This is a genomic window from Mariniflexile sp. (genome assembly GCF_041583155.1).
Classification (GTDB): Bacteria; Bacteroidota; Bacteroidia; order Flavobacteriales; family Flavobacteriaceae; genus Mariniflexile.
In genome coordinates this window covers 18,707-44,075 of the sequence record NZ_JBFHGK010000014.1, presented here as the reverse complement: position 1 = coordinate 44,075, position 25,369 = coordinate 18,707, and the positions used below count along the sequence as shown (strand labels likewise).

Genomic DNA, 25,369 nt, shown 5'->3' with positions numbered 1-25,369 from the left:
ATTGGTTGTAATTTTTAAAGCTAATTATACAAAAAACTACTTTAAACGATCAACTACGTACTCAATTTCAGTTTTTCCGTGAGGTTTAGCCTTCCCATCTGGCCCAATATTTACCATAACGATATTGGAAATAGTAATAATAGTTTCATGAGTCATCTTGTTTCTAACCTCACAACTTAATGTTAAAGATGCTTTTCCAAATTTAACAACTTCAATACCTATTTCTATAATATCACCCTGTTTGGCTGAAGCTTTAAAATCTATTTCGCTCATGTACTTTGTAACCACTTTTTGGTTTTCAAGTTGAATGATAGTATATAAAGCCGCTTCTTCGTCTATCCAATCTAATAAGCGTCCACCAAATAAGGTGCCATTGGCATTTAAGTCTTCGGGTTTTACCCATTTTCTAGTGTGAAATCTCATACTCATATTTTTTTTATAAAGGTAAAAAAATCCACGATGTTAATAACCCCGTTAACAACTATAAGTGCTTTTAAGACTTTTAAACTTTAATATTCTATAATTTTAATAAAAACTCTTCAACTATGAATACTCGACAATTCAATTTAAAAAGCATTCGTCCCGAAATTCTAAGCGCAACTATTAATGATGATATGAGCAGCGATGAGCGATTTCAAAATTTAGTACTTAGACCCATAATAAAATTGCAAAATGATTTGTTTATTGAGGTTTTTAAAAACTATATTGCCAAGCATAAAATGGTGTTTTACGGTTACACTTTAGAGAAGCGTTTGCAATATATTGAGAATGCTGTAAATAAAGATATAAAATTTCGTAACTCACTAAAAGGCATTGTGATAGGTTTATTTACAGTAGAAGAATATATAATTTATATTCAGAATTCTTCAGCTTTAAATAAGCGCATGATGCAAATTGTTAAAGACAGATTGATAAGTAACGTGCAACTTTTTGAACAACCAGAAGTGCTTAAAGCCGTGTAAAACATTTAATGACAACAAAACAAAGACTATTGCAAATTTGTAATGAACGCGTAGATAAACGTTTGAATGATTACAAAGAAGAAATTAATTTAATTAAAGAATCTATTGATAGTAATGATAAGGGAAACTCGGAAGGTGATGATTCTGGTAGTGGAAAATTATTAAATGATTTAGAAAAAAACATGTCGTATTTAAACGACGCAAAAAAAACAAAAGACTATTTAAGTAACATAAAAACAAACGTAGAAAGCAAGGAAGTGATGCTTGGCAGTATTGTAAAAACTAATGTAATGAATTTTTACATTGCCACTAGTATCGGAAAAATTGAGCTTGACGATCAGGTTTTTTATGCTATTTCAGTCAACTCACCTATTGGTCAACTTTTAATTAATAAACCTGTAAATACTAGTTTTGAATTTAATCAAAACAAATATGTAATTACAGAAATTATATAATAGAAACACCATTTAAATCGGTAGTAAGTACTTCGCTCATATAATTAAAATATGGGCGAATTGCTTTAAATGAAGTATTTACATCACAAATAAAATTGGAGTCCAATACTTCTGCATCCGTATATTTTTTAACAAAAATGAATTGTTTCTTTTTAATTAAATCGATGGATTCATGGTCTTTACTGAATCCTTTTGGTGCTGTTTTTACTTCGTCGCCTACAAAACCACCCCAGATTTTCTTAAATTTTTCATCTTTTAAAATGTTTCGAATTTCAGTAGCATCCATTTCAAATTCTTTTCTAATTCGTAGCAAATCGGCCGATGAAGGTTCCCAAAAACCAGTAGCAATAAAACTTTCATTATTAGGTTGAATATGTAAATAATAACCACCTCTTAATTTTGGTTTCGTTCTATTAAAAGAACCTCCAAAATGAGTTTTGTAGGGTGCTTTGTTTTTTGAAAAGCGTACATCACGATAAATTCGAAACAGTTTTAATTTATCAACATCATCATGCTCGTTCAAGCTTTTTAAAATTGAATTGTAGAATATTTTTACATCTTTTTCTATTCTCTTAAAATCTGGTTTGTGTTCATTAAACCAGTCTCTTTCGTTGTTTTTCTCTAATGCTTTTAAGAAATCAAATGTTTCTTTTTGAATTGTTGGGTTCATGATTTTTTTTAATTCAGAAATCTAAAATACAAAAAAGTCCTGCTTCAACAGGACTTTTAAGTTGCCATAATTAAATTCTATTTGTAATTACTATTTTCGTAACGTGTAAGTTTGACTAGTAATTGCTCCTGTTTTTTTATCAAAATATTCAATAGTAAAACTTCCGTCTTCGTTAAAATATCCTACACCTGTATCATCTCCGTTTTGATAAATGTAGTGATTCGATTTATTAAGTTTTACAATATTGCCTTCAGGTAACTCACTAGTAGTAGATAATACTGAAAAGCCATTATCTACCTTTTTAAAACCATATTGCTTGCCTTCAAACTCATAGTATGCAATTTCCGTTTTAGACTCGTAAGAATTCCCTTTGTCGCCATCAACCTCTATTGTTTTGGTAATTTTTACAGGACTATTTACAACATCTTTATCTCTTTTATCTATATCTTTTTCAGCAAATTCAATACCCTGCTCTTGCCTAGTGGTTACTTTAATTTTTTTCTCCACTATTTCAGACCCATTATTGGTTTTAACTGTTTTTATTGTCGATTCCTCCGATATATTTTTAACTGGTTCTTGTGCATAAATACTAGTAGCAAACAAGAATACACTTGCATAAAGTAATTTTTTCATTTTATTAAATTTTTATTGTTTATTATTTATTTGCTTAAGCTAAACCTCAAAATTTTAACTTCTTTTGAAACCGCCTCTTATAAGTGATAGTAGAAATAATACTATAAATATGAAGAAGCATATTTTGGCTATGCCAGCTGAAGCTCCTGCAATACCAGAAAAACCTAATACTCCAGCAATTAATGCTATAATTATAAATGTGATTGTCCAACGTAACATAATTTCAAAATTTAAAGATTCATATTAATTTTTGAAGATTTAACTTCTATGTTTATGAATACAAAGTTGAGAAATATGTCCACTTTTTACGTTATATGTTTTTTACAAAAATTTGTATAATTCACATGAATTTGGAATAGATTGTCATACAATTCGCAATAATGACTACTTACAGATGATTTACGTGATTATAAAAACTCGATATTATTTAAAATAAGCCCTGAAGCTGGCGCAATATATTCCATTTTGATAAAACAGTCTTGTTCTAGACTTTTTGAAATGGTTTCTAAGGTAAGTTTACCTTTGCCTAAATCAATTAGTGTTCCCATCATTAGTCTAATTTGATTTCTCATAAATCCTTTACCTCTAACCCGCAGTAAATAGGATTTCTCAGGAAAATAATTGGCGGAATACAAATCGTTTTCTACTAATTCACAGGTTAAAATTTCTCTATTGTATAATCCGTTATCGGTAGGTTTAAAACAATAAGATTTAAAATAGTGTTCACCTTCAAACAGTCTTGCGCCTTGTTTCATAAGTTCAATATCTAAATCGTCTAAAATGGTAGTCATTATAGGTGCGCAAAATGGATGGCATTTTTCACCAAATGTGAATAAATACAAATATTCTTTTATTTTGGAATGGTTGATGATATTGAATTTAGCATCCACTTCTTGAATTGTAAGTGCTCGGATATCTTGTGGTAAATTATGGTTAAACAATTTTAGAAAGGCCTCTTGGTCTTCTATTGGTTCATACAGAAACAATTCGAAAGCGGCACATTCCGCAGATACCATGGCATCAGTTCTGCCGGAACTTAAACTTTTAAAAGTTTTACCTTCTAGGATAAAGTTTAAGGTTCTATCCACCATAAGGTGCAACGTTTTTAAATTAGGTTGCTTTTGCCAACCATGAAAACGGTATCCTAAATATTGAATGGTGATAACGTAAAAAAACTTATTCATTATATTTTTTAATGGGCGAGCAAAGTAAGTTTTTTATTGATAGTGGCAAAAAAAATGATAACTTGTATTATTAATTACTAACTAAAAACCAACTATTATGTCGAATTTTAAAACAAAACCACCCATTTCATTTTGGATTGTGAGCGTTATTGCATTATTTTGGAATATTATGGGTGTTATTCAATATCTTTCACAAGCCTATCAAACAGAGAGTTGGCGTGCTTCATTAACGAACGAACAATATGAGATGGTGATAAATTTCCCTTCATGGTTAACGGCTGCTTTTGCCATTGCTGTTTTCTCTGGGGTTTTTGGCTCCTTAGGACTTATTTTACGAAAAAAATGGGCTTATGGCTTGTTGCTAATATCTTTAATAGCCGTAATTGTTCAAATGGGATATGTGTTAAGTCAACAGTACTATGATGGTATAGAAATGACTATCAGCATTATACTATTTGCGATCTTTTTAGTTTGGTTTTCTAAAAAATCAATCGCAAAAGGTTGGCTTTATTAATGAAATGAAATAAAAAAGGCTTTAGAAAATTCTAAAGCCTTTTGATTTATTTATGTCTTCCTTTTAACTCCGCTTCAATATCTTTTAAAGTAAAGCCTTTTGCTTGAAGAAGCATTAAATAATGAAAAAGTAAATCGGCTGATTCATAAATGAAAAGTTCATCATTATTACTCATCGCTTCAATAACTGTTTCAACAGCCTCCTCTCCTACTTTTTGAGCTACTTTATTAATACCTTTTGCAAATAAACTAGCAACATACGATTTGTTGGCATCTTGATTTTCAACACGTTCTTTAATTACATTTTCTAAAGTTGAAAAGAAACCATAATTAGATTTGTTTTCTTCTCCCCAACAGGTATCCGTGCCTTTATGGCAAGTTGGCCCAACTGGAATTACTTGAATTAGTAGCGAATCATTATCACAATCATTCTTAATATCAACTAAATTTAAAAAATTACCGCTTTCTTCACCTTTAGTCCATAAACGTTGCTTGCTTCTACTAAAAAAAGTCACTTTTTTTGTTTCCAAAGTTTTGGCATAGGCATCTTCATTCATATACCCCAACATTAGCACATTTTTAGTTGTGGCGTCTTGAATAATGGCAGGTACTAGTCCGTTAGAATCGTATTTAATTTCCATATTTTTAATTTGTCATTGTAAATCACAATTTGTGATGTAACAATTTGTTTAAACTTTATGCTTATATCTATATTATAAAGATTACTTTGTTAATCCTTGTTGGAATTAGGACTAAAGACGTACCTCTATATGCTGTTTTTTTAATTCTTTTTTTAAATCTGGAATCGGAATTTCACCAAAATGAAAGACACTTGCTGCTAAAGCTGCATCAGCTTTTCCTTCATTAAAAGTATCAACAAAATGCTGCACATTTCCTGCCCCACCAGAAGCAATAATTGGGATATTAAGTAGGCTTGATAACTTAGCTAATGCCTCATTGGCAAATCCGTTTTTTGTACCGTCATGATTCATGGATGTAAATAAAATTTCACCCGCACCACGTTGCTCAACTTCTTTCGCCCATTCAAATAAATCGATTTCAGTTGGAATACTTCCTCCAGCTAAATGTACTTTCCAATTTCCATCAATTTCTTTAGCATCAATAGCAACCACAACACATTGACTTCCAAATTTATCGGCTAATTCGTTTACTAATTCAGGTCTTTTTACTGCCGAAGAATTAATGGACACTTTATCAGCACCACACTTTAATAAGGCATCAACATGTTCAACCGAAGAGATACCGCCCCCAACTGTAAATGGAATATTTACTTGTTCTGCTACATGCAAAACCATATCTAAAGTGGTTGCGCGCGCTTCTAAGGTTGCTGAAATATCTAAAAAAACTAGTTCATCAGCTCCATAATCAGCATATTGTTTTGCGAGTTCTACAGGATCGCCGGCATCGCGTAAATCAACAAAATTAACACCTTTTACTGTGCGTCCGTTTTTAATATCTAAACACGGTATAATTCTTTTAGTCAACATATTATACGAACTTTTCTAATTGTTTTAAGCTTATTCTATTCTCATAAATGGCTTTTCCAATGATAACACCTTCACAACCAATTTCTTTTAATAGTGGTAATTCATCAATACAAGAAATGCCTCCCGATGCTATTAATTTAATGGATTGAACACCATTTCCATGACTACATTCCGAAATTATTTGCTTGTATAAATCTACAGAAGGACCTTCTAACATGCCGTCTTTTGAAATGTCCGTACAAATAACATATTGAATACTCTTTTTTTGATACCCTTTTATAAACGGAATCACATCTTCTTTACTTTGTTCCATCCAACCACTAATGGATACTTTTCCGTTATCACTATCAGCTCCTAAAATAATTTTTGCTGCACCATATTTTGCAATCCAACCTTCAAAAGTTTCAGGATCTTTTACAGCGATACTGCCACCTGTGATTTGTTTTGCTCCCGAATTGAAGGCAATATGCAAATCTTCATTAGTTTTTAAACCACCACCAAAGTCAATTTTCAGGTTTGTTTTTGATGAAATTTGTTCTAAAACTTTATAATTTACAATATGTTGTGCCTTGGCTCCATCTAAATCTACCAAATGCAGATATTCAATACCAGAAGCTTCAAATAGTTTTGCGACTTCAAGTGGGTTTTCATTATAAACTTTTTTGGTATCGTAATCGCCTTTAGTTAGGCGAACGCATTTTCCATCTATAATATCTATGGCTGGTATAATTCTCATAATATTTCCTGCGAAAGCAAAAATCTTTTAATTAAACATTTTTTTTAGATGAACCTCTTGAACATGGCCAAGGAGCCTTTTATAAATCTAAAAAATTCTTCAAAATTTGTTCTCCTGCTAAACTACTCTTTTCTGGATGAAATTGAACACCGTAAAAGTTTTTATGCTGCAATGCTGAAGCATAATTTAACCCATAATCTGTAGTGGCAATGGTTTCATCACAAAGCTCGGCATAATAACTATGTACTAAATACATATATTCATTTTCTTTAATGCCTTTGAATAAATCTGATTTTAGATTTTTAATAACATTCCAACCCATTTGAGGCACTTTTACGTTATTTTCAAAACGTTTAACGTTGGTTTTAAAAACGCCCAAACCTTTTGTATTTCCTTCTTCTGTGGTTTCACAAAGTAATTGCATACCTAAGCAAATACCCAAAACAGGCTGTGTTAATTGCGGGATTAAAGTATCCAATCCTGTAGCCTTTAACATGGCCATAGCACTACTCGCCTCACCTACACCTGGGAAAATAATTTTATCTGCTGCTAAAATATCGTCCGGATTGTTTGATAAAACAGCATCAATACCCAATCGTTTAAAGGCAAACTGAATACTTTTAATATTTCCTGCGCCGTAATCTATAATTATTAATTTCATATAAATATTCCCTATAACATATTAGAAGTTTTAATTGTGTTATGCATCAATTTTGAACTTTTAATATTTACCTTTCTACTTTATAAGACTCCTTTCGTACTTGGTAGAAACATTTTGTTAGCATCTCTTTTTACTGCCATTTTCATTGCTTTTGCAAAAGCCTTGAAAATACCTTCTATTTTATGGTGTTCGTTGGTGCCTTCCGCTTTAATATTCAAATTGCATTTTGCACCATCAGTAAATGATTTGAATAGGTGATAAAACATTTCGGTTGGCATATCACCAATCTTTTCACGTTTAAATTCAGCATCCCATTCCAACCAATTTCTTCCACCAAAATCTACCGCTACCTGAGCTAAGCAATCATCCATTGGCAAACAAAATCCATAGCGTTCAATTCCTAATTTATTTCCTAAAGCTTTATTGAATAATTCGCCCATAGCAATCATGGTATCTTCAATGGTGTGGTGTTCATCAACTTCTAAATCACCATTCACTTTTACGGTTAAATCCATAGCACCATGACGACCAATTTGATCGAGCATATGATCAAAAAATGATAAGCCGGTATCAATATCATTTTTACCAGAACCATCTAGATTTAATTTTATATAAATCTGAGTTTCATTGGTGTTACGTGTTATTTCTTGAACTCTATCTTCAAGTTTAAGAAAGGTATATATTTGTTCCCAATCATTACTTTCAAGCGCTATATAAGGGTTTAACTCTTCTCTTTTTACCGTAATTTCGTTGGTTCCTAAATGTGTTTCATCATTAATGAAAATTCCTTTTGAACCTAGGTTTTTTGCTAATTCAATATCCGTTAGTCTGTCTCCAATAACAAAAGAATTCTTTAAATCGTAATCTTCAGAGAAAAACTTCGTTAACAAACCCGTATTAGGTTTACGCGTTGGCGCATTATCTCTGGCATACGTTTCGTCAATATAAACCTCCTTAAATTCAATACCTTCATTTTTAAATGTATTGATTACAAAATTGTGAATGGGCCAAAACTTTTCTGCAGGGTTATCGGGTGTTCCTAACCCATCTTGATTTGTAACCATAATAATTTCATAGTCCAATTCCTTACATATTTTACCTAAAAACTGAAACACTTTGGGGTAAAATATTAATTTTTCAAAAGAATCTACTTGCTCGTCAGCTGGTTCTTTAATTAATGTGCCATCGCGGTCTATAAATAATACTTTCTTCATTAGATAGATTTTAAGGTATCTATTAATTTTTTATTCTCTTCCGAAGTTCCAACAGTTAAACGTAATGTGTTTTCGCAACCTGGTTGGGTTGTTCTGTTACGGATTACAATTCCTTTTTCAATAAGTTGGTTGTAACGTTTATTTGCATCATCCACCTTAACCAATAAAAAATTAGCGTCTGACGGATATATCTTTGAAATATAGCTAATAGTTTCAAGTTCAGAAACCATTACGGAACGTTCTTTTAAAATATCACTAATTTGATTAGTTGCTAAATCTTTTATAGTTAACAACTCAATAGCTTTTTTTTGCGTTAACTCATTAATATTATAAGGTGGTTTTATGGTGTTTAAAACAGAAATTATAGCCTCGGAAGCATAACAAATCCCTAAGCGAATTCCTGCCATGGCATAAGCTTTGGATAGTGTTTGCGTTACAATTAAATTGGGGAACTCGTTTAATCTTGTTAACCAACTTTTTTCAGTTGAAAAATCAATATAAGCTTCATCAATAACCACAATGCCCTTAAAATTTGAAACCATGGCTTCAATGGCTTCCGAAGAAAAACTATTTCCTGATGGGTTGTTTGGCGAACAAATAAAAAGTAATTTACTGTTTGCGTCGGCCGCATTTAAAACCTCGTTAACCTTAGGTTGAAAAGCTTTATCTAAATTCACTTTTTTAATGCTGATGGCATTCAAATTGGCAAGTACCTCATACATGCCATAGGTTGGAGGCAAAATAACGACGTTATCCTGATTTGGTTCACAAAACGCTCGGTAAATTAAGTCTAAAACTTCATCACTTCCGTTTCCTAAAAGGATATTTTTAGTTGATATGCCTTTGATTTCTGAAAGCACAGCCTTTAATTTACCTTGGTGAGGATCTGGATAACGGTTAACGCCGTTTTCAAAGGGATTTTCATTGGCATCTAAAAACACCATATTATCAGTGACTCCCTGAAACTCATCACGAGCAGATGAATACGGTTTTAGTGCTTTTATAGTCGGTCGAATTAAATTTTCTATGTTCATTATTTTAAATCCTTTAATCGAATAGAAACTGCATTTTTATGAGCTTGTAAGCCTTCAGCTTCCGCCATTAATTCAATAGTTTCACCAATATTTAAAATCCCTTCTTTTGATATTTTTTGAAAGGTCATACTTTTTAAAAAACTATCTAAATTTACCCCAGAATACGCTTTTGAAAACCCGTTTGTAGGCAAGGTATGATTAGTTCCCGAGGCATAATCACCAGCACTCTCAGGTGTGTAGTCGCCAATAAAAACAGAACCTGCATTGGCAATATTATTCACATAAAAATCTTCATTTTTAGAGCAAATAATGAAATGTTCTGGGCCATATTCATTTATTAATTCTAAAGCTATTTCATCATTTTCAACATAAATAAGTTTAGAATTAGCTATTGCTTTTTCTGCAATCGCTTTGCGCGGAAGGAGCTCTAATTGCTTTGCAACAGCTTCTGATACATCATTAATTAAATTCTGAGATGTAGAAACCAGAATAACCTGACTATCGGTACCATGTTCCGCTTGACTCAACAAATCGGAGGCAATATATGAAGCATTTGCCGTTTCGTCAGCAACAACTAACAATTCGCTAGGGCCTGCAGGCATATCAATAGCTACCCCATATTTAGTTGCTAATTGTTTTGCAACTGTTACATACTGATTTCCTGGTCCGAAAATTTTATAAACTTGCGGAATGGTTTCCGTTCCAAAAGTCAAACCTGCAATAGCCTGAATACCACCAACTTTTATAATTTTGGTAACACCACATAAATGAGCTGCAAACAAAATTTCGGGTGCTAATGCACCTTCTTTATTTGGAGGTGAACATAAAACAATTTCTTTACAACCAGCTATTTGAGCAGGAACGGCCAACATTAAAACAGTAGAAAACAACGGTGCTGTACCTCCTGGAATATATAAACCTACTTTTTGTATCGCACGTTTTTCCTGCCAACATTGAACCCCTTTAGCGGTTTCAACTTCAATTTTTGATGTTTTTTGAGCTTTATGAAATACCTCAATATTGTGTTTCGCTGTTATTATAGCTTTTTTAAGGTTTTCTGAAACAGAGGCTATTGCTTTTTGAATTTCTTCAGAAGATACCATGTTTGTTTCTAAAGCAATTCCATCAAATTTAGTTGTGTACCTTTTTATCGATGCGTCTCCTTTTTTTGAAACATCATCAAAAATTTGGACAACGGTAGATTCTATATCACCAACGGTTTGCGTAGGTCTTTCTAAAACCTGCCGCCATTCGTTTTTATTTGGGTTTTTAATTATTTGCATGACAATTTGTTACAATACCATTTTTTCGATAGGACACACTAAAATTCCTTGAGCACCTTTAGCTTTTAAATCGTCAATAACATCCCAAAATTCGTTTTTACTAATTACTGAGTGAATAGAGCTCCATCCTGCCTCTGCTAATGGTAAAACCGTTGGACTTTTCATTCCTGGTAAAACGTTAATGATATCTTGAACTTTATCGTTAGGCGCATTGAGCAATACATATTTAGACTCTCTTCCTTTTAAAACGGATTTAATTCGGAATTGAATTTTATCTAAAATAGCTTGTTTTTCAGCATCTAAAATTGGTGAAACAGCTAAAACGGCTTCCGATTTTAAAATCATTTCCACCTCCTTTAAATTGTTTTTAAACAAGGTACTTCCACTAGAAACAATGTCAACAATGGCATCAGCTAATCCAATATTTGGTGCAATTTCAACCGATCCGTTAATAATGTGCAAATTAGCATTTACATTTTGCGAATCTAAAAAATTCTGAACTGTATTGGGGTATGAGGTTGCTATACGCTTACCTTCTAAATCCTTAATGCTTTTATAATCCATTGATTTTGGAACGGCTACGCAAACACGACACGAAGAAAAACCTAGTTTCTCGGCGATATTAATACCGTTACCTTTTTCTATTAGAACATTTTCTCCAATAATAGCAACATCTACAACACCATCCTTTAAATATTGAGGAATATCGCCATTTCTTAGGTAAAAAACTTCCACTGGAAAATTTCTAGCCGAAGCTTTTAATTGATCAATTCCGTTATCTATGGATATACCTATGTCTTTAAGTAACTCCATGGATTCGTCGTGTAAACGACCTGATTTTTGCACTGCAATTCTTAATGTACTCATCTTTAAATGTTTAAAAGTTATCCGTTCTCGGGATAAAAAGTTCCCGTTTTCACGGGAAAAATAAAACCCGCTTGATTGTCTCAAACGGGTTTAAATATATGTTGATTTTATTCAATACATTCTCACTTCGCTTGATAGCAAATTTGAAAATGGTGATGATGTGATTGAATAAATGTCATGTTTTGTGTTTTTCACTAATGCAAATATCAATAATTAAACTTAATTTTTCTATATAATAATAAGAAAACTTATCACTATTAAGTATTATTTATTGATAGTGAATTTTATTTATTTATTATTCAAAATATCTTTTAAAAAGTTGAATAATTTTGTTTTAATATTATTGATTTCCTAGTATAATCGGCAATCCTGAATCCCCTGAGCCAATAACTATTACTTTGCTATTTGGAGACTCTGCTAATTTCATTGTAGCATCAATCCCTTTGTCTTGTAATATTTTATCAGTTAAAGAGGCACTTAAAATTCTATTTGATTCGGCTTTTCCTTCTGCCTCAATAATAACTTTTTCAGCTTCTTTAGAAGCGGTTACAAGCCTAAACTCATATTCTAAAGACTCCTGCTCTTGCTTTAATTTTCGCTCGATAGCGTCCTTAATAGTAGCTGGAAGCGTTACATCACGAACCAAAACTTCATTTAACTGAATGTATTGACCGCCAACAATTTTTTTTGTTTCTTCATAAATTTCCTGTTGAATTGCATCTCTTTTACTTGAATATAATTGCTCTGGTGTATAGCGACCCACAACGCTACGAGCTGCCGAACGAATTGCAGGAAGCAATACGCGTTCTTTATACATTTCACTTTTTTCTTTATGCAATTTTCCTAAATTTTGGTAATCTGGCTGAAACCAAACAGATGCTTCTAATTTAATATCTAAACCATTAGAAGATAAAACATTCATTTTTTCTAATATTTCTTGTTGTCTTACTTCATATATAAACACCTTGTTCCAAGGGGCAACGATATTAAAACCTTCCCCTAAGGCTGGTTCATCTATAACAACACCTTCTCCAAAGGTTCTAAACAATACACCTGCCTGACCAGATCCAATTGTTACAGCAGATTTAGTTATTATTACAATTAAAATTATTACCCCAATTATTACGGGTAATGCGACTTTAGGTAATCTTTCCATTTTATTTATTTAAATTAATCCGTTATATTTTCTTAAAAACCACTCTAAAGATAAGCTTAAAGCGATTATAATCAGTAGATATTTCCAATCTATCAAAGGTAAGCTTTTTTTGTGGCTTTTTTGAATGGTTACGTATCTACTATCATTTAAAAGGTTAGAAGCTAAATGATCGGTATTTGCAATAAAAAACCAATTAGCCCCACTATTAGTAGCCAATTGTTTCAGTTTTGCTACATCTGCATTTAAAAATTGTTGTTCAACATTATACTCCAATATTTTAAAACTACCCGACGAAGATATTTTTTCGTTGGTAGCACTTACTGTAAAACTATAATCGGACGGTGGTAAATTACTTAAATCTACCTGATAGTTGTTATTATTTAAAATAAGCGGAAATGTTTTACTCTGTTTTGAAACTTCGTCAGTTATTTTAATATTAAGAGTTTCACGACTATCAAAAACATAGTTTTTATCAAAAAACTCTGCCTTAATTACAACGCTAGTATTACCATTATAAAACGACTCAAATTCAACATTTAATCTGCTTTTTCTTTTGTTTGAAGCGACATATTGAATGAGTTTACCTAAGAAATCATCAAAACCTTCAAAAGATTTTGAATTTAGATAACTTTTGGCTCTCCATTGCCAAACATCTTCTCCAAACAAAACAGCTTCTCGCCTACCGTTACTTTCAAACGTAGCCAATAAAGGGTCTTTTTTTAAATTCCCATTAACCGTTTTATTTAATAATGTTTCAAAAGGAATAGAGAATTTGGAAGAGCCATAAGGCGAATTTAAAGGCGGAAAGGATTCAAAATTTATATCATCAATTAAAAATGGCGCAAAACTAGAGTTCAATTCGGCTTGGTAATTTTCCGTTTGATTCGTGATTTCGTAAGCGTAACTTTTATTTATTTTATTTAGAAATTCTAAATCCGTTTTTGTTCCAATAATGGTAAAACGGTTTCTATTTTCTGCATTTAGAATTTCAATTAATTTATTAAATTTGCTATTTGGCTGATACAAAATAACTAATTGAAAATCATTTATTTGAGCTAAAATATCAGTGGAGTTTAAAATAGAAACCGAACGATGTTCATTACTTTCTATACTTTTTTTAAAGGCACCCAAATCTGGATGTAACATATCGCTTACTAATGCTATTTTGGTTTTTTGATCAATAACTTCTACAGCAAAATTTTTGATATTATTAGTAATATTTTTTTCGTTATTTAAAGGTTCCAACCGAGCTTTATATACGTGAACGCCCACAGCATTGGTGGGTAATTTAAAATTAATAACCTTCGAGTTGTTTGTTTTTGAAAAATTTATGTTTTCTGAAAATACAACTGAATTTCCACTGGTAACAACAAAACGAGTGTTTACTGAAATGTCGCCATTATAAACTAAAATAGCTTCAACGGGAAACTGATTTTTTAAATAGGCGTATTTATTAACGTTTAATTGCTGAATTTTCAAGTCGGTATACTGTATAGTGTCTCCTAAAATTATTGAATAGATGGGCTGTTTAAACGTGTTGTAAATAAATTCATAATCATTTCCGTAAGTTTGATTACCATCGGTAATTAAAATAGTTGGAGCAATGGATGATTTATAAATTTGTGATAATTGACTAAAAGCATTATCAATATTGGTTTGCTTTTCATTAAAGGTTAAGGAATCTAAAGCCTTTAATTCGTTACCAAAGACATAAGTTTCAATGTTGAATTTTTTTGTTAATTCTGTATCTGAAATTAATTTGGAAACTAAATTTTTAGATTTTTTATCTTGATTTTGGAATTTTATAGAACTTGAATTATCTATAGCTAAAACCAAATTTGGCTTTTCTGTTGTTAATGTAACTTGTTGCAATTTTGGATTAACAATTAATAACAAAATTGAAAATAAGGTTAAAAATCGTAAAAACAAAAAAAGCATGTTTAGTTTAGACATGCTTTTCTGTTTATTATAATACTGAAATCCTGCTAATAACAAAGCAATTATTCCAGAAAATATGATGTATAATAGGGTTTCTATTTGCATTTACGATGAACGATTTTTTTTAATTGACGATTCTTTTTCTCTTAAATCGTAATTCGTAAAACTTTAATTAAGTTAGCATCCCTCCATCAACATTTATAGTTTGCCCTGTAACATAAGCACTCATATCACTGGCTAAAAACACACATACATTAGCCACATCTTCAGGAGTACCACCACGTTTCAAAGGAATACCTGCTCGCCATCCTTTAACAACTTCTTCATCTAAAATGGCCGTCATTTCTGTTTCAATAAATCCAGGAGCAACAACGTTACTACGAATATTTCTAGAACCTAATTCTAAGGCAACCGATTTAGAGAATCCAATAATACCTGCTTTTGAAGCAGCATAGTTTGTTTGTCCTGCATTTCCTTTAACGCCAACTACAGAACTCATATTGATGATTGAGCCCTTACGCTGTTTTAACATCGTTTTTTGAACGGCTTTAGTCATGTTAAACACCGATTTTAGGTTCACTTCAATAACCGTATCAAAATCTTCTTCTGTAATACGCATTAATAAATTATCTTTAGTAATACCTGCATTGTTAATTAATACGTCTATACTACCAAACTCAGCAAGTACATCATCAGCTAATTTTTGAGCTTCCACAAAGCTAGCTGCATTACTTTTATAACCCTTAGCTTTTATCCCTTGGGCATTCAATTCTTTCTCTAGTTCGTTTGCAGCCTCTACAGAGCTGCTATATGTAAATGCGATATTAGCACCTTGAGCAGCAAAAACCTGCGCAATACCTCTACCTATACCTCTACTTGCGCCTGTAATTATGGCTGTTTTTCCTTCTAATAGTTTCATGTTTATATTTAATGTTTTATAGTAGTCACATATACCATCTGTAATTTAATTTCGCTTTCAATAGCATTTAAATTTACAGTTATCTAATCAGATTATTTATAAATTAGTTGATATTCAAATATAGTGATTACAAGTTGTATGAAATAAAAAAACCTCACAAATTCTTGTAAGGTTAGTTTGTATGTAATCTTATATTAAGCTAAAACTTCAGCTACTTTTTTTCCAATTTCAGCAGGAGAATCTACTACATGAATACCACAAGCTCTCATGATTTTTTTCTTTGCCTGCGCAGTATCATCACTACCTCCTACAATAGCACCAGCATGCCCCATGGTACGACCAGCAGGAGCTGTTTCTCCAGCAATAAAACCAATAATAGGTTTTTTACTACCGCTAGCTTTATACCAATTTGCAGCATCAGCTTCTAACTGACCTCCAATTTCACCAATCATCACAACTGCTTCAGTTTCAGGATCGTTAATTAATAATTCAACAGCTTCTTTTGTAGTAGTTCCAATAATTGGGTCACCACCAATACCTATAGCTGTTGTAATACCTAAACCTTGTTTTACAACTTGATCGGCTGCTTCATAAGTTAAAGTTCCAGATTTAGAAACAATACCAACTTTACCTTTTTTGAAAACAAAACCTGGCATGATACCTACTTTAGCTTCTCCTGGAGTTATAACACCAGGGCAGTTAGGACCGATTAAACGGCAATCTTTATTTTTTATATAGTTTGAAGCCGTAATCATATCAGCTACAGGAATACCTTCCGTAATAGTAATAATAACTTTAATACCAGCATCAGCAGCTTCCATTATTGCATCGGCAGCAAAAGCTGGTGGTACAAAAATTATTGTTGTATCTGCTCCAGCTTGCTCTACAGCATCTTTAACAGTATCGAAAACAGGTCTGTCTAAATGTGTTTGACCACCTTTTCCAGGCGTTACACCACCTACAACATTTGTTCCGTATTCTATCATTTGGCTTGCGTGAAAGGTACCTTCACTACCAGTAAAACCTTGAACTATAATTTTTGAATCTTTGTTTACTAAAACACTCATCGTATATTATTTTTTAAATAAAGCTTTGCAAAAGTAATTTTTTTGATTTTACTTTCGATAGCATTTTACATTTATTTTTTGGATTTTATAAACTCTAATATGTTTGGAATCTGCTTGATATTTGCCATCTCTTTCATTTCAGATCTCGCTTCTTGTGCAGGCGTACCCCAGTAGGTTTTATGGCCTTCTAAAGATTTACTTATTCCTGATTGTGCGTGAAGAACTGCTTTTGTTCCAATGGTAACCCCACTTGTACAACCAACTTGGCCCCAAAAAGTCACTTCATCTTCAACAACAACGCATCCAGCAATACCAACTTGCGATGCTATTAAACACTTTCTGCCAATAACTGTATCGTGACCTATTTGAATTTGATTATCTAGTTTAGATCCTTCCTTTATGGTTGTATCTCCAGTAACTCCTCTATCGATAGTGCAATTGGCGCCAATATCTACATTGTCTTCAATTACCACGCGTCCGCAAGACTTCAATCTATCAAAGCCGTCAGGCCTCTTTTTATAATAAAATGCATTCGCACCTAAAACAGTGCCCGAATGAATGGTTACATTATTACCAATAATAGCATCGTCATAAATACTAACATTGGAATGAATGATGCAGTTTTCACCAATTACCACATTATGTCCTATAAAAGCATTCGGCTGAATTACAGAATTAGCACCAATAACTGCAGAATCTGAAATAGTACTAGTTGCAGTTTTAAATGGTTTAAAATTATCTGTAAGTTTATTAAAATCTCTAAAAGGATCATCACTAATAAGCAGTGCTTTCCCTTCAGGACATGGTACTTCTTTATTAATTAAAATAATCGTTGCAGCAGAATTTAAAGCTTTATCGTAATATTTTGGATGATCTACAAATACAATATCACCTGGTTCCACTACGTGAATTTCATTCATGCCTAATACTGAAAAATCAGCATTTCCAACAAAATCACAATCAATTAAGGTTGCAATTTGCCTAAGTGTATATGGGATTGGGAATTTCATTGGTGATGTTTAGTCGTTGCGCTAGGGAACAATTTATTATTCTTTAACACGCTCTTTATAAGTTCCTTTATCTGTCTCAACCTTAATTTTATCACCTTCATTTATAAACAATGGTACGTTTACAATGGCTCCAGTTTCTACTGTTGCAGGTTTAGTAGCATTTGTAGCTGTATTGCCTTTTACACCAGGCTCTGTAGCTGTTACCAATAATATAACACTTGCAGGCATTTCTACAGAAAGTGGCATGTTATCTTCAGCATTAATAATTACTGTAACTATTTCACCTTCTTTCATTAAACCGGGGTTATCTAAAGCAGATTCTCTTAGTTGAATTTGAGTATAATCCTCAGTATTCATAAAGTGATAGTATTCACCGTCATTATATAAGAATTGATATTTATGAGTTTCAACACGAACATCCTCTAATTTATGCCCTGCAGAAAATGTATTATCCAATACTTTTCCGTTAGTTACACTTTTCATTTTTGTTCTTACAAACGCTGGTCCTTTTCCAGGTTTTACATGTAAAAATTCGATGATTTTATAGATGTCGTTATTATATCTGATACATAACCCGTTTCTAATATCACTTGTAGTTGCCATTTTATTGTTTTGTTAATTTTAATGATGTTAAGCCGTTTCTAGTTACATTTAATTTATTAAGCTGGTTATTTAAAGTTGAAAACGACTAAACAACTCCACAACAAACAACTTAGCGATTTTAATTTGATTTGAAATATCCTTTCATGATACCTCTTTGAGAATCTTTTATAAATTGAAGAATTTCATCACGCTCTGGCGTTGCCTCCATTTCAGCCTCAATAATTTCTGCTGCTTGCGTATTATTATAGTTCTTTTGATATAGAATTCTATAAATATTTTGAATTTCTCTAATTTTTTCGGTTGAATAACCTCTTCTTCTTAATCCAACTGAATTGATACCAACATATGATAAGGGTTCTCTAGCTGCTTTTACAAAAGGTGGTACATCTTTTCGTACTAAGGAACCTCCGGTAACAAATGCATGACTACCTACAGACACGAATTGATGAACTGCCGTCATTCCCGCTAAAACCACATAATCACCAATAGTAATATGTCCAGCTAACGTACTGTTGTTTGAAAAAATACAGTTATTACCCACAACACAATCATGTGCTACATGGCAATATGCCATAATTAAGCAATTGTTACCAATTACGGTCTTCATTCTATCTGCAGTGCCTCGATTAATGGTAACGCATTCTCTAATGGTTACATTATCACCAATTTCTACAGTGGTTTCTTCATCGTTATATTTTAAATCTTGGGGAACAGCTGATATTACTGAGCCCGGGAAAATATTACAATTTTTACCAATACGAGCACCTTCCATGATGGTAACATTACTACCTATCCAAGTGCCTTCACCAATGATTACATTATTATATATAGTTGTAAATGGTTCTATTACAACATTTTTTGCGATTTTAGCACCCGGGTGTACGTAAGCTAGTGGTTGATTCATTTATTTAATTTAGTTTTTAATAAATCGAAATAATTAGTTATTATTTCACTTTAGATATTTGCGCCATTAATTCCGCTTCAGCACAAAGCTTCCCATTGGCATAAGCATAGCCTTGCATGTGGCAAATACCGCGTCTAATTGGTGTAATTAACGAACATTTAAAAATTAAAGTATCGCCCGGTACTACTTTTTGTTTAAACTTAACATTATCCATTTTCATGAAAAATGTTAAATAATTTTCTGGATCGGGAACCGTATTTAAAACCAGAATGCCACCAGTTTGAGCCATTGCTTCAACTATTAGAACTCCTGGCATTACTGGGGCACCAGGAAAATGACCTGCAAAAAACTCTTCATTCATGGTCACATTTTTCATGGCAGTTACATGACTATCAGTAAGTTCATAAACTTTATCAATCATTAAAAATGGTTGTCGGTGTGGCAACATTGCCATGATTTGATTCACATCCATTAAAGGCGGTTGATTCAAATCTATATTTGGCACGTTATTACGGCGATCGTTTTTAATAAGTTTAGATAGTTTTTTAGCAAACTGCGTGTTTACAAAATGGCCTGGTTTATTAGCAATAACTTTTCCGCGAATTCTAGTTCCTACAAGAGATAAATCACCCAAAACATCTAACAACTTATGTCTTGCAGCTTCATTTGGATGGTGCAATGTTAAGTTATCTAGTATACCATTTGGTTTTACGGCAATGCTTTCCTTTTTAAAGGCAACTTTAAGTTTCTCCATAGTTTCTGCAGATAAAGGTTTATCTACATAAACAATAGCGTTATTTAGGTCTCCTCCTTTTATTAATCCATTTTGAAGTAACATTTCAATTTCATGTAAAAAACTGAATGTTCTTGCATTGGAAATTTCAGCCTTAAAATCTGAAATTTGATTTAAAGTTGCATTTTGAGTTCCTAAAACTTTCGTACCAAAATCAACCATAGTTGTAATTTGATACTCTTTAGAAGGCATTACTAAGATTTCACTACCGGAGTCTTCATCAATATAAGATACAATATCCGTAATCACATATTCTTCTCTAAAAGCATCCTGGTCTACAAGACCAGCTTTTTCAATAGCTTCTACAAAAAACTTAGACGAACCATCCATAATTGGAGGTTCGGAAGCATTAAGCTCAATAATAATATTATCGACATCCAATCCCACTAAAGCAGCAAGTACATGTTCAGATGTTTGAATTGTAACGCCATTTTTTTCGATACAAGTACCTCTTTGGGTATTTGTTACAAAATTAGCATCCGCTTCAATTATGGGTTGACCTTCCAAATCAACACGTTTAAAAGCTAATCCGGTATTAACTTCAGATGGTTTAAAGGTTAAGGTTACATTTTTACCTGTGTGTAAACCAACACCTGTTAAAGAAACTTCGTTCTTAATAGTTTTTTGCTTAATTTCAGTAGTTACTATTCCCATTTATTTTTCTCTAAATCATTAATATTTTTAACAATCTTTGGTAAGTTCTTAAAGTGAACGTACGATTTATTATAGTCATTTAAGGCTATAGCAGGTGATCCCTGAAGGATTTCATTATCTTTTATATTTCTTGCAATACCTGATTGCGCTTGAATTTTTACATTATTACCAATGGTGATATGCCCCGCAATACCAACCTGACCACCAATTTGACAGTGGCTACCAATTTTACTGGAACCCGCAACACCAGATTGTGCAGCAATTACTGTATGTTTACCAATTTCTACATTGTGAGCAATTTGAATATGGTTATCTAATTTTACCCCTTCCCGAATAATAGTAGAACCCATTGTAGCCCTATCAATTGTAGTGGCTGCTCCTATATCTACAAAATCTTCTATAATTACATTACCCGTTTGGGGAATTTTATTGTAGCCACCCTGTTGGTTAGGTGCAAAACCAAATCCATCGGCACCGATAATTACTCCAGAATTTATTACACAGTTATTCCCTATAACAGTTTCTGAATAAATTTTTGCTCCAGAAAAAACAATGGTATTATCTCCAATAACGACATTTTCGCCGATAAATACATTTGGAAATATTTTTACATTATTTCCTATTTTAGCATTATCGCTCAAATATGTAAAAGCACCTATGTACACAGCATCTCCATAAGATGCCGATTCTGAAATAAAACATGGTTGTTCTATCCCAATCTTATTTAGTTTTATAGAATTATAGTATTCTAATATTTTAGAAAATGCCAAATAAGCATCGTCCACCTTAATAAGAGTTGTTTTTATTTCATTTTCCGGAACGAATGTTTTATTTACAATAGTAACCGAAGCTTCCGTACTATAAATAAATGGTGTATATTTCGGATTTGCCAAAAACGTTAAAGAGCCGGAAAAACCTTCTTCAATTTTTGAAAGTTTAGATACTTCAGCATCTGGATTTCCAACCACATCTCCCTCTAATATCCCTGCTATTTGCTGTGCTGTAAATTTCACACTTTAAAGTTTGTTGTTTTGTTTAGTTTGGTTTTGGCAAAAATAGGAAAAATGTACTAAACTTTTCCTATTGAAAATTCTTATTGTTTTACACTCACTTACAGCTACTTAAACAAATAACTAAATTTAATGTTATGTTTTTGTTAATCTAAGTTTCTTTAGGATAACAGATATAATGCTTAGTAACCTGTTTTGAAAGTGCTTTTAAATTAAACTGATCGGAAACCGAAACAATATCTTGAATCTTCCCTGTTTTATGCAAAATATTAATGGCTTTATCGTTGTTTTGGTAAGCCTGATTGGAAATTTGACCTTTAAAAACAAAGTATTGTGCTTCCTTTTCGGATATATTCTTGTTAAACATTAATTTCTTTATATGCTTATCTAAACTTTCCTTTTTTATTGACTTATTTTTTAATTTAACGGTTAACAAGTTCCTGTTAATGATCATTTCGCATAAATTACTTAGTACAAAATCGGAATCGTGTTGCCAATGCTTCATTGCTGAAATGATATCAAAATCATCTAATTGCGAAAAAACATCTAAAGTATCTTCAGAAAAATTCTCAATTGATATTTTATTTTCTAAAAAGAATAAAAGCGGTTTACTAGCTTCTAATTCATGTCCTTTATCATGTAACTCCTTAGCTCGTTGCAAAACTCTAATCAACAACTGTTCCGCAGCTAAACCTGTTTTATGCAAATAAACTTGCCAGTACATAAACCGTCTGGCTATTAAAAACTTTTCTACACTGTATATTCCTTTTTCTTCAACAACCAATTCATCATTAACCACATTAAGCATGGTTATTAATCGCTCACTATTTACATTACCTTCAGCAACCCCTGTGTAAAAGCTATCACGCTTTAAGTAATCTGCTCTATCCATATCAAATTGTCCTGAAATAAGCTGACACATAAATTTTCTTGGGTATTCTCCTTTAAAAATTTGAATAGCAAGCGTTAAACTTCCGTTAAATTCGTTGTTTAAACGCTCCATAAAAAGCAATGAAATTTGTTCATGAGATACCGATTCTACAATACTATGCTCCATGGCATGCGAGAACGGACCATGACCAATATCATGCAATAAAATGGCAACATAAAGTGCATTTTCTTCTTCCGAAGAAATTGTAACTCCCTTAAAACGCAGTACATTAACTGCTTTTTGCATTAAATGCACACAGCCAATAGCATGATGAAATCTGGTATGATGTGCGCCTGGATAAACCAAATAAGAAAGTCCCATTTGGGTAATTCGGCGCAACCTTTGAAAATATTTATGCTGAATTAAATCGAATATGAGCGAATTTGGAATGGTAATAAATCCGTAAATTGGGTCGTTTAATATTTTAAGTTTGTTCAAACTTTAAAAGTTAAGATTTTTACAATACAAATATAAATATATAGAGCTTATATAAAGGACTATATTAAAAACAAATTACTATTAATACTTATTTAAAGACATAAATGAATATAATAAAAATACTTTGGGTAGATGATGAAATTGATTTACTAAAACCACATATCTTGTTTTTACAACAGCGTAATTATAAAGTAACCACCTGTAAAAGTGGTACGGAAGCTATTGATGTTTTAGATACTGACAATTTCGATATTGTTTTTTTAGATGAAAATATGCCTGGACTTACTGGTCTTGAAACTTTAAATGAAATAAAGGAAAAACAAGACAATCTTCCGGTTGTTATGATAACTAAGAGTGAAGAGGAATATATTATGGAAGAGGCAATTGGTAATAAAATAGCAGATTACCTTATAAAACCTGTAAACCCAAATCAAATTCTTTTAAGTCTAAAGAAAAATTTAGATCACTCCAGATTAGTTTCTGAAAAGACCACCTCCAACTATCAACAAGAATTTAGAAAAATTGCTATGGATTTAGCAATGGTAAACTCCTATGAAGAATGGGTTAGCCTATATCAAAAACTAATTTATTGGGAAATACAGCTTGAAAATATTGAAGATGCAGGTATGTTTGAAATATTGGAATCTCAAAAAACTGAAGCCAATATTCAATTCGGTAAATATATTGAGAAAAATTATGAAAAATGGTTTCAGAGAAATGGTGACGCTCCAATAATGTCTCATACGCTTTTCAAAGAAAAAGTGGTTCCAGAGTTAAGTAAAGAACAGCCTACTCTATTGGTGGTTGTTGATAATTTACGTTACGACCAATGGAAGGTTTTTGAACCCATTATAAATAACCATTATAAAAAAGAGAAAGAAGATGCCTTTTTCAGCATTTTACCAACAGCAACACAATACGCTAGAAATGCTATTTTTTCAGGTTTAATGCCAAGTGATATGGAAAAACTATTCCCACAATATTGGAAAAATGATACAGACGAAGGTGGCAAAAATTTGCATGAAGAAGAATTTTTACAAACACAATTGAAACGATTAGGTTTAACTAATTTAACTACAGAATTTCATAAAATAACTAATTTAAAAGGTGGTAAAAAATTAGTAGATAATTTCAAAACATTAAAAAACAACGACTTAACAGTTGTTGTGTATAATTTTGTTGACATGCTATCACATTCTAAAACCGAAATGGAGGTCGTTAAGGAGCTAGCATCAAATGATAAAGCCTATAGATCCTTAACATTAAGTTGGTTTAAAAATTCGCCTTTATTAGAAATGATTCAGCAGGCACAACACCTTGGATTCAAACTTATTTTAACCACCGACCACGGAACTATAAATGTAAAAAACCCATCTAAAGTTATTGGAGACAGAGATACCAGTTTAAACCTTCGTTACAAAACTGGCCGTAGCTTAACTTATGAAGGCAAAGAAGTTTTAGTGTTTAAAAACCCCCAAGACATTCATTTACCATCCATTACCATGAGTAGCTCTTATATATTTGCAAAAAGCGACTTGTTTTTTGCTTACCCGAACAACTACAATCACTACGTGAGTTATTTTAGAAATACCTACCAACACGGAGGCATTTCCCTAGAAGAAATGATAATACCATTTATTGTATTCAATCCTAAATAACCCATGTAATACCAAAATCACCGATAAAATACATCATTTTATTAGTTTTATTAATATTTAATTTGTACTATTGCTAATTAAATTTGTTAAGTTGGAAGTAAATTATCAACTATTTGAAGTAAAGGAAGTTGCAAAACAACTCTTAAGAAATTTTAAAACCAAAACAATATTACTTATTGGTGATATGGGTGTTGGCAAGACTACTTTAATTAAGTCTCTAGTAAAAGAGTTAGGAAGCACAGACGAAGTTAGTAGTCCTACGTTTTCAATTGTTAATGAATATGAATTACAAAATGACAAAATTTTTCATTTTGATTTATATAGATTAAAAAATATAGAAGAAGCCTATAACTTCGGAATTGAAGATTATTTAGATTCTGAGCATTGGGTTTTAATAGAATGGCCAGAGATTATTGAAAGTTTATTGAATTCTGATTATGATGTAGTAAACTTAGAAATTGACTCAGCAGAGAAAAGAAAATTGACATTAAAAATTAATATAAACGAGTAGTAAATAGTGAAAAAAGGCAACGAAATGTACCAAAGTTTTTAGTTTTACGGGAAACCC

At 32.0% G+C, this 25,369-nt stretch carries 28 protein-coding genes; 5 read left to right on the top strand and 23 right to left on the bottom strand.

The genetic code is table 11. The features are described 5' to 3' along the window. Window positions 1-36 precede the first annotated feature (36 nt). Window positions 37-423, bottom strand: a complete 387-nt coding sequence (locus tag ABYI63_RS07255; RefSeq protein WP_372754968.1) for an acyl-CoA thioesterase — start codon at window positions 421-423, stop codon at window positions 37-39. 122 nt (window positions 424-545) lie between these two features. Between ABYI63_RS07255 and ABYI63_RS07250 the strand changes: the two genes are divergently transcribed. Together ABYI63_RS07250 and ABYI63_RS07245 are read left to right on the top strand one after the other, a co-directional pair. Continuing rightward, window positions 546-962, top strand: a complete 417-nt coding sequence (locus ABYI63_RS07250) for a glyoxalase (protein WP_372754966.1) — start codon at window positions 546-548, stop codon at window positions 960-962. 8 nt (window positions 963-970) lie between these two features. Then, entirely contained in the window at window positions 971-1,417 is a 447-nt protein-coding gene (locus ABYI63_RS07245; protein WP_372754964.1) for a hypothetical protein, read from the top strand. Here ABYI63_RS07245 and ABYI63_RS07240 read toward each other — a convergent pair. The 4 genes from ABYI63_RS07240 to ABYI63_RS07225 all read right to left on the bottom strand — a co-directional run bounded on the left by ABYI63_RS07240 (window position 1,410) and on the right by ABYI63_RS07225 (window position 3,904). After that, window positions 1,410-2,087: a DUF2461 domain-containing protein gene (locus ABYI63_RS07240; protein WP_372754962.1), complete on the bottom strand. Its 678-nt coding sequence runs from the start codon at window positions 2,085-2,087 to the stop codon at window positions 1,410-1,412. The two genes, ABYI63_RS07245 and ABYI63_RS07240, sit on opposite strands and share 8 nt — an antisense overlap. A 90-nt stretch (window positions 2,088-2,177) precedes the next feature. Continuing rightward, a complete protein-coding gene (locus ABYI63_RS07235; protein ID WP_372754960.1) occupies window positions 2,178-2,720 on the bottom strand; it encodes a hypothetical protein in 543 nt (180 codons plus the stop codon). A 54-nt stretch (window positions 2,721-2,774) separates the two neighbouring features. Further along, the gene (locus tag ABYI63_RS07230) at window positions 2,775-2,939 is read right to left on the bottom strand and encodes a DUF1328 domain-containing protein (protein ID WP_372754958.1); all 165 of its coding nucleotides are present in this window, start codon (window positions 2,937-2,939) and stop codon (window positions 2,775-2,777) included. Between the two features lie 188 nt (window positions 2,940-3,127). Next, entirely contained in the window at window positions 3,128-3,904 is a 777-nt protein-coding gene (locus tag ABYI63_RS07225) for a tRNA pseudouridine(38-40) synthase TruA (RefSeq protein WP_372754956.1), read from the bottom strand. Window positions 3,905-4,001: 97 nt separating this feature from the next. Between ABYI63_RS07225 and ABYI63_RS07220 the strand changes: the two genes are divergently transcribed. Further along, entirely contained in the window at window positions 4,002-4,418 is a 417-nt protein-coding gene (locus ABYI63_RS07220) for a hypothetical protein (RefSeq protein WP_372754954.1), read from the top strand. 46 nt (window positions 4,419-4,464) lie between these two features. On the opposite strand, the gene hisIE is transcribed toward ABYI63_RS07220, so the two are convergent. From hisIE to ABYI63_RS07130, 18 genes are all read right to left on the bottom strand, one after another. Further along, the gene (hisIE, locus tag ABYI63_RS07215) at window positions 4,465-5,058 is read right to left on the bottom strand and encodes a bifunctional phosphoribosyl-AMP cyclohydrolase/phosphoribosyl-ATP diphosphatase HisIE (protein WP_372754952.1); all 594 of its coding nucleotides are present in this window, start codon (window positions 5,056-5,058) and stop codon (window positions 4,465-4,467) included. 111 nt (window positions 5,059-5,169) lie between these two features. Beyond that, complete coding sequence (gene hisF / locus ABYI63_RS07210) at window positions 5,170-5,925, bottom strand: imidazole glycerol phosphate synthase subunit HisF (RefSeq protein WP_372754950.1); 756 nt, start codon at window positions 5,923-5,925, stop codon at window positions 5,170-5,172. Between the two features lies 1 nt (window position 5,926). Further along, on the bottom strand, window positions 5,927-6,661 hold the full coding sequence (gene hisA, locus ABYI63_RS07205) for a 1-(5-phosphoribosyl)-5-[(5-phosphoribosylamino)methylideneamino]imidazole-4-carboxamide isomerase (RefSeq protein ID WP_372754948.1): 735 nt from the start codon (window positions 6,659-6,661) through the stop codon (window positions 5,927-5,929). Window positions 6,662-6,740: 79 nt separating this feature from the next. After that, on the bottom strand, window positions 6,741-7,322 hold the full coding sequence (gene hisH / locus ABYI63_RS07200) for an imidazole glycerol phosphate synthase subunit HisH (protein ID WP_372754946.1): 582 nt from the start codon (window positions 7,320-7,322) through the stop codon (window positions 6,741-6,743). Between the two features lie 80 nt (window positions 7,323-7,402). Continuing rightward, on the bottom strand, window positions 7,403-8,536 hold the full coding sequence (hisB, locus tag ABYI63_RS07195; RefSeq protein WP_372754944.1) for a bifunctional histidinol-phosphatase/imidazoleglycerol-phosphate dehydratase HisB: 1,134 nt from the start codon (window positions 8,534-8,536) through the stop codon (window positions 7,403-7,405). Then, window positions 8,536-9,570: a histidinol-phosphate transaminase gene (gene hisC / locus ABYI63_RS07190; protein WP_372754942.1), complete on the bottom strand. Its 1,035-nt coding sequence runs from the start codon at window positions 9,568-9,570 to the stop codon at window positions 8,536-8,538. Before hisC ends, hisB begins: the two co-directional genes overlap by 1 nt. Next, entirely contained in the window at window positions 9,570-10,853 is a 1,284-nt protein-coding gene (gene hisD / locus ABYI63_RS07185) for a histidinol dehydrogenase (RefSeq protein WP_372754940.1), read from the bottom strand. Before hisD ends, hisC begins: the two co-directional genes overlap by 1 nt. Before the next feature lie 9 nt (window positions 10,854-10,862). Further along, window positions 10,863-11,720 (bottom strand): ATP phosphoribosyltransferase, encoded by an 858-nt coding sequence (gene hisG / locus ABYI63_RS07180; protein ID WP_372754938.1) that lies wholly within the window; start codon window positions 11,718-11,720, stop codon window positions 10,863-10,865. 340 nt (window positions 11,721-12,060) lie between these two features. Then, window positions 12,061-12,876, bottom strand: coding sequence for a prohibitin family protein (locus tag ABYI63_RS07175; protein WP_372754936.1), 816 nt, complete (start codon window positions 12,874-12,876; stop codon window positions 12,061-12,063). 9 nt (window positions 12,877-12,885) lie between these two features. Further along, window positions 12,886-14,919, bottom strand: a complete 2,034-nt coding sequence (locus ABYI63_RS07170) for a VWA domain-containing protein (RefSeq protein WP_372754934.1) — start codon at window positions 14,917-14,919, stop codon at window positions 12,886-12,888. A gap of 67 nt (window positions 14,920-14,986) precedes the next feature. After that, on the bottom strand, window positions 14,987-15,733 hold the full coding sequence (gene fabG / locus ABYI63_RS07165; RefSeq protein ID WP_372754932.1) for a 3-oxoacyl-[acyl-carrier-protein] reductase: 747 nt from the start codon (window positions 15,731-15,733) through the stop codon (window positions 14,987-14,989). 194 nt (window positions 15,734-15,927) lie between these two features. Next, window positions 15,928-16,800 carry a succinate--CoA ligase subunit alpha gene (sucD, locus tag ABYI63_RS07160; protein ID WP_372754930.1) on the bottom strand — a complete coding sequence of 291 codons (873 nt, stop codon included), beginning with the start codon at window positions 16,798-16,800 and terminating at the stop codon, window positions 15,928-15,930. Window positions 16,801-16,871: 71 nt separating this feature from the next. After that, window positions 16,872-17,810 (bottom strand): UDP-3-O-(3-hydroxymyristoyl)glucosamine N-acyltransferase, encoded by a 939-nt coding sequence (locus ABYI63_RS07155; protein WP_372754928.1) that lies wholly within the window; start codon window positions 17,808-17,810, stop codon window positions 16,872-16,874. A 36-nt stretch (window positions 17,811-17,846) separates the two neighbouring features. Beyond that, window positions 17,847-18,413, bottom strand: a complete 567-nt coding sequence (gene efp, locus ABYI63_RS07150) for an elongation factor P (RefSeq protein ID WP_372754926.1) — start codon at window positions 18,411-18,413, stop codon at window positions 17,847-17,849. Window positions 18,414-18,531: 118 nt separating this feature from the next. Next, a complete protein-coding gene (gene lpxA, locus ABYI63_RS07145; protein ID WP_372754924.1) occupies window positions 18,532-19,317 on the bottom strand; it encodes an acyl-ACP--UDP-N-acetylglucosamine O-acyltransferase in 786 nt (261 codons plus the stop codon). Window positions 19,318-19,357: 40 nt separating this feature from the next. Next, the gene (locus tag ABYI63_RS07140; protein WP_372754922.1) at window positions 19,358-20,764 is read right to left on the bottom strand and encodes a bifunctional UDP-3-O-[3-hydroxymyristoyl] N-acetylglucosamine deacetylase/3-hydroxyacyl-ACP dehydratase; all 1,407 of its coding nucleotides are present in this window, start codon (window positions 20,762-20,764) and stop codon (window positions 19,358-19,360) included. Then, complete coding sequence (gene lpxD / locus ABYI63_RS07135; RefSeq protein WP_372754920.1) at window positions 20,755-21,777, bottom strand: UDP-3-O-(3-hydroxymyristoyl)glucosamine N-acyltransferase; 1,023 nt, start codon at window positions 21,775-21,777, stop codon at window positions 20,755-20,757. The genes ABYI63_RS07140 and lpxD overlap by 10 nt, the downstream gene beginning before the upstream one ends. Window positions 21,778-21,925: 148 nt before the next feature. Continuing rightward, entirely contained in the window at window positions 21,926-23,143 is a 1,218-nt protein-coding gene (locus tag ABYI63_RS07130) for an HD domain-containing protein (RefSeq protein ID WP_372754918.1), read from the bottom strand. 104 nt (window positions 23,144-23,247) lie between these two features. On the opposite strand from ABYI63_RS07130, the gene ABYI63_RS07125 reads away from it, so the two are divergent. Next, window positions 23,248-24,801, top strand: a complete 1,554-nt coding sequence (locus ABYI63_RS07125; RefSeq protein WP_372754916.1) for a PglZ domain-containing protein — start codon at window positions 23,248-23,250, stop codon at window positions 24,799-24,801. A gap of 70 nt (window positions 24,802-24,871) precedes the next feature. Next, window positions 24,872-25,312: a tRNA (adenosine(37)-N6)-threonylcarbamoyltransferase complex ATPase subunit type 1 TsaE gene (tsaE, locus tag ABYI63_RS07120; RefSeq protein WP_372754914.1), complete on the top strand. Its 441-nt coding sequence runs from the start codon at window positions 24,872-24,874 to the stop codon at window positions 25,310-25,312. The last annotated feature ends 57 nt before the right edge of the window (window positions 25,313-25,369 follow it).

Excerpts from the sequence above, each read along its gene's own strand:
- hisD (WP_372754940.1), bottom strand. The coding sequence starts at position 10,853 with ATGCAAATAATTAAAAACCCAAATAAAAACGAATGGCGGCAGGTTTTA.
- ABYI63_RS07170 (WP_372754934.1), bottom strand. The coding sequence starts at position 14,919 with ATGCAAATAGAAACCCTATTATACATCATATTTTCTGGAATAATTGCT.
- ABYI63_RS07240 (WP_372754962.1), bottom strand. The coding sequence starts at position 2,087 with ATGAACCCAACAATTCAAAAAGAAACATTTGATTTCTTAAAAGCATTA.
- ABYI63_RS07220 (WP_372754954.1), top strand. The coding sequence starts at position 4,002 with ATGTCGAATTTTAAAACAAAACCACCCATTTCATTTTGGATTGTGAGC.
- ABYI63_RS07125 (WP_372754916.1), top strand. The coding sequence starts at position 23,248 with ATGAATATAATAAAAATACTTTGGGTAGATGATGAAATTGATTTACTA.
- sucD (WP_372754930.1), bottom strand. The coding sequence starts at position 16,800 with ATGAGTGTTTTAGTAAACAAAGATTCAAAAATTATAGTTCAAGGTTTT.
- ABYI63_RS07225 (WP_372754956.1), bottom strand. The coding sequence starts at position 3,904 with ATGAATAAGTTTTTTTACGTTATCACCATTCAATATTTAGGATACCGT.
- ABYI63_RS07235 (WP_372754960.1), bottom strand. The coding sequence starts at position 2,720 with ATGAAAAAATTACTTTATGCAAGTGTATTCTTGTTTGCTACTAGTATT.
- fabG (WP_372754932.1), bottom strand. The coding sequence starts at position 15,733 with ATGAAACTATTAGAAGGAAAAACAGCCATAATTACAGGCGCAAGTAGA.
- ABYI63_RS07255 (WP_372754968.1), bottom strand. The coding sequence starts at position 423 with ATGAGATTTCACACTAGAAAATGGGTAAAACCCGAAGACTTAAATGCC.
- hisF (WP_372754950.1), bottom strand. The coding sequence starts at position 5,925 with ATGTTGACTAAAAGAATTATACCGTGTTTAGATATTAAAAACGGACGC.
- hisG (WP_372754938.1), bottom strand. The coding sequence starts at position 11,720 with ATGAGTACATTAAGAATTGCAGTGCAAAAATCAGGTCGTTTACACGAC.
- efp (WP_372754926.1), bottom strand. The coding sequence starts at position 18,413 with ATGGCAACTACAAGTGATATTAGAAACGGGTTATGTATCAGATATAAT.
- lpxA (WP_372754924.1), bottom strand. The coding sequence starts at position 19,317 with ATGAATCAACCACTAGCTTACGTACACCCGGGTGCTAAAATCGCAAAA.
- ABYI63_RS07175 (WP_372754936.1), bottom strand. The coding sequence starts at position 12,876 with ATGGAAAGATTACCTAAAGTCGCATTACCCGTAATAATTGGGGTAATA.
- ABYI63_RS07250 (WP_372754966.1), top strand. The coding sequence starts at position 546 with ATGAATACTCGACAATTCAATTTAAAAAGCATTCGTCCCGAAATTCTA.
- ABYI63_RS07245 (WP_372754964.1), top strand. The coding sequence starts at position 971 with ATGACAACAAAACAAAGACTATTGCAAATTTGTAATGAACGCGTAGAT.
- hisB (WP_372754944.1), bottom strand. The coding sequence starts at position 8,536 with ATGAAGAAAGTATTATTTATAGACCGCGATGGCACATTAATTAAAGAA.
- ABYI63_RS07230 (WP_372754958.1), bottom strand. The coding sequence starts at position 2,939 with ATGTTACGTTGGACAATCACATTTATAATTATAGCATTAATTGCTGGA.
- hisH (WP_372754946.1), bottom strand. The coding sequence starts at position 7,322 with ATGAAATTAATAATTATAGATTACGGCGCAGGAAATATTAAAAGTATT.
- hisIE (WP_372754952.1), bottom strand. The coding sequence starts at position 5,058 with ATGGAAATTAAATACGATTCTAACGGACTAGTACCTGCCATTATTCAA.
- ABYI63_RS07140 (WP_372754922.1), bottom strand. The coding sequence starts at position 20,764 with ATGGGAATAGTAACTACTGAAATTAAGCAAAAAACTATTAAGAACGAA.
- ABYI63_RS07155 (WP_372754928.1), bottom strand. The coding sequence starts at position 17,810 with ATGAAATTCCCAATCCCATATACACTTAGGCAAATTGCAACCTTAATT.
- hisA (WP_372754948.1), bottom strand. The coding sequence starts at position 6,661 with ATGAGAATTATACCAGCCATAGATATTATAGATGGAAAATGCGTTCGC.
- hisC (WP_372754942.1), bottom strand. The coding sequence starts at position 9,570 with ATGAACATAGAAAATTTAATTCGACCGACTATAAAAGCACTAAAACCG.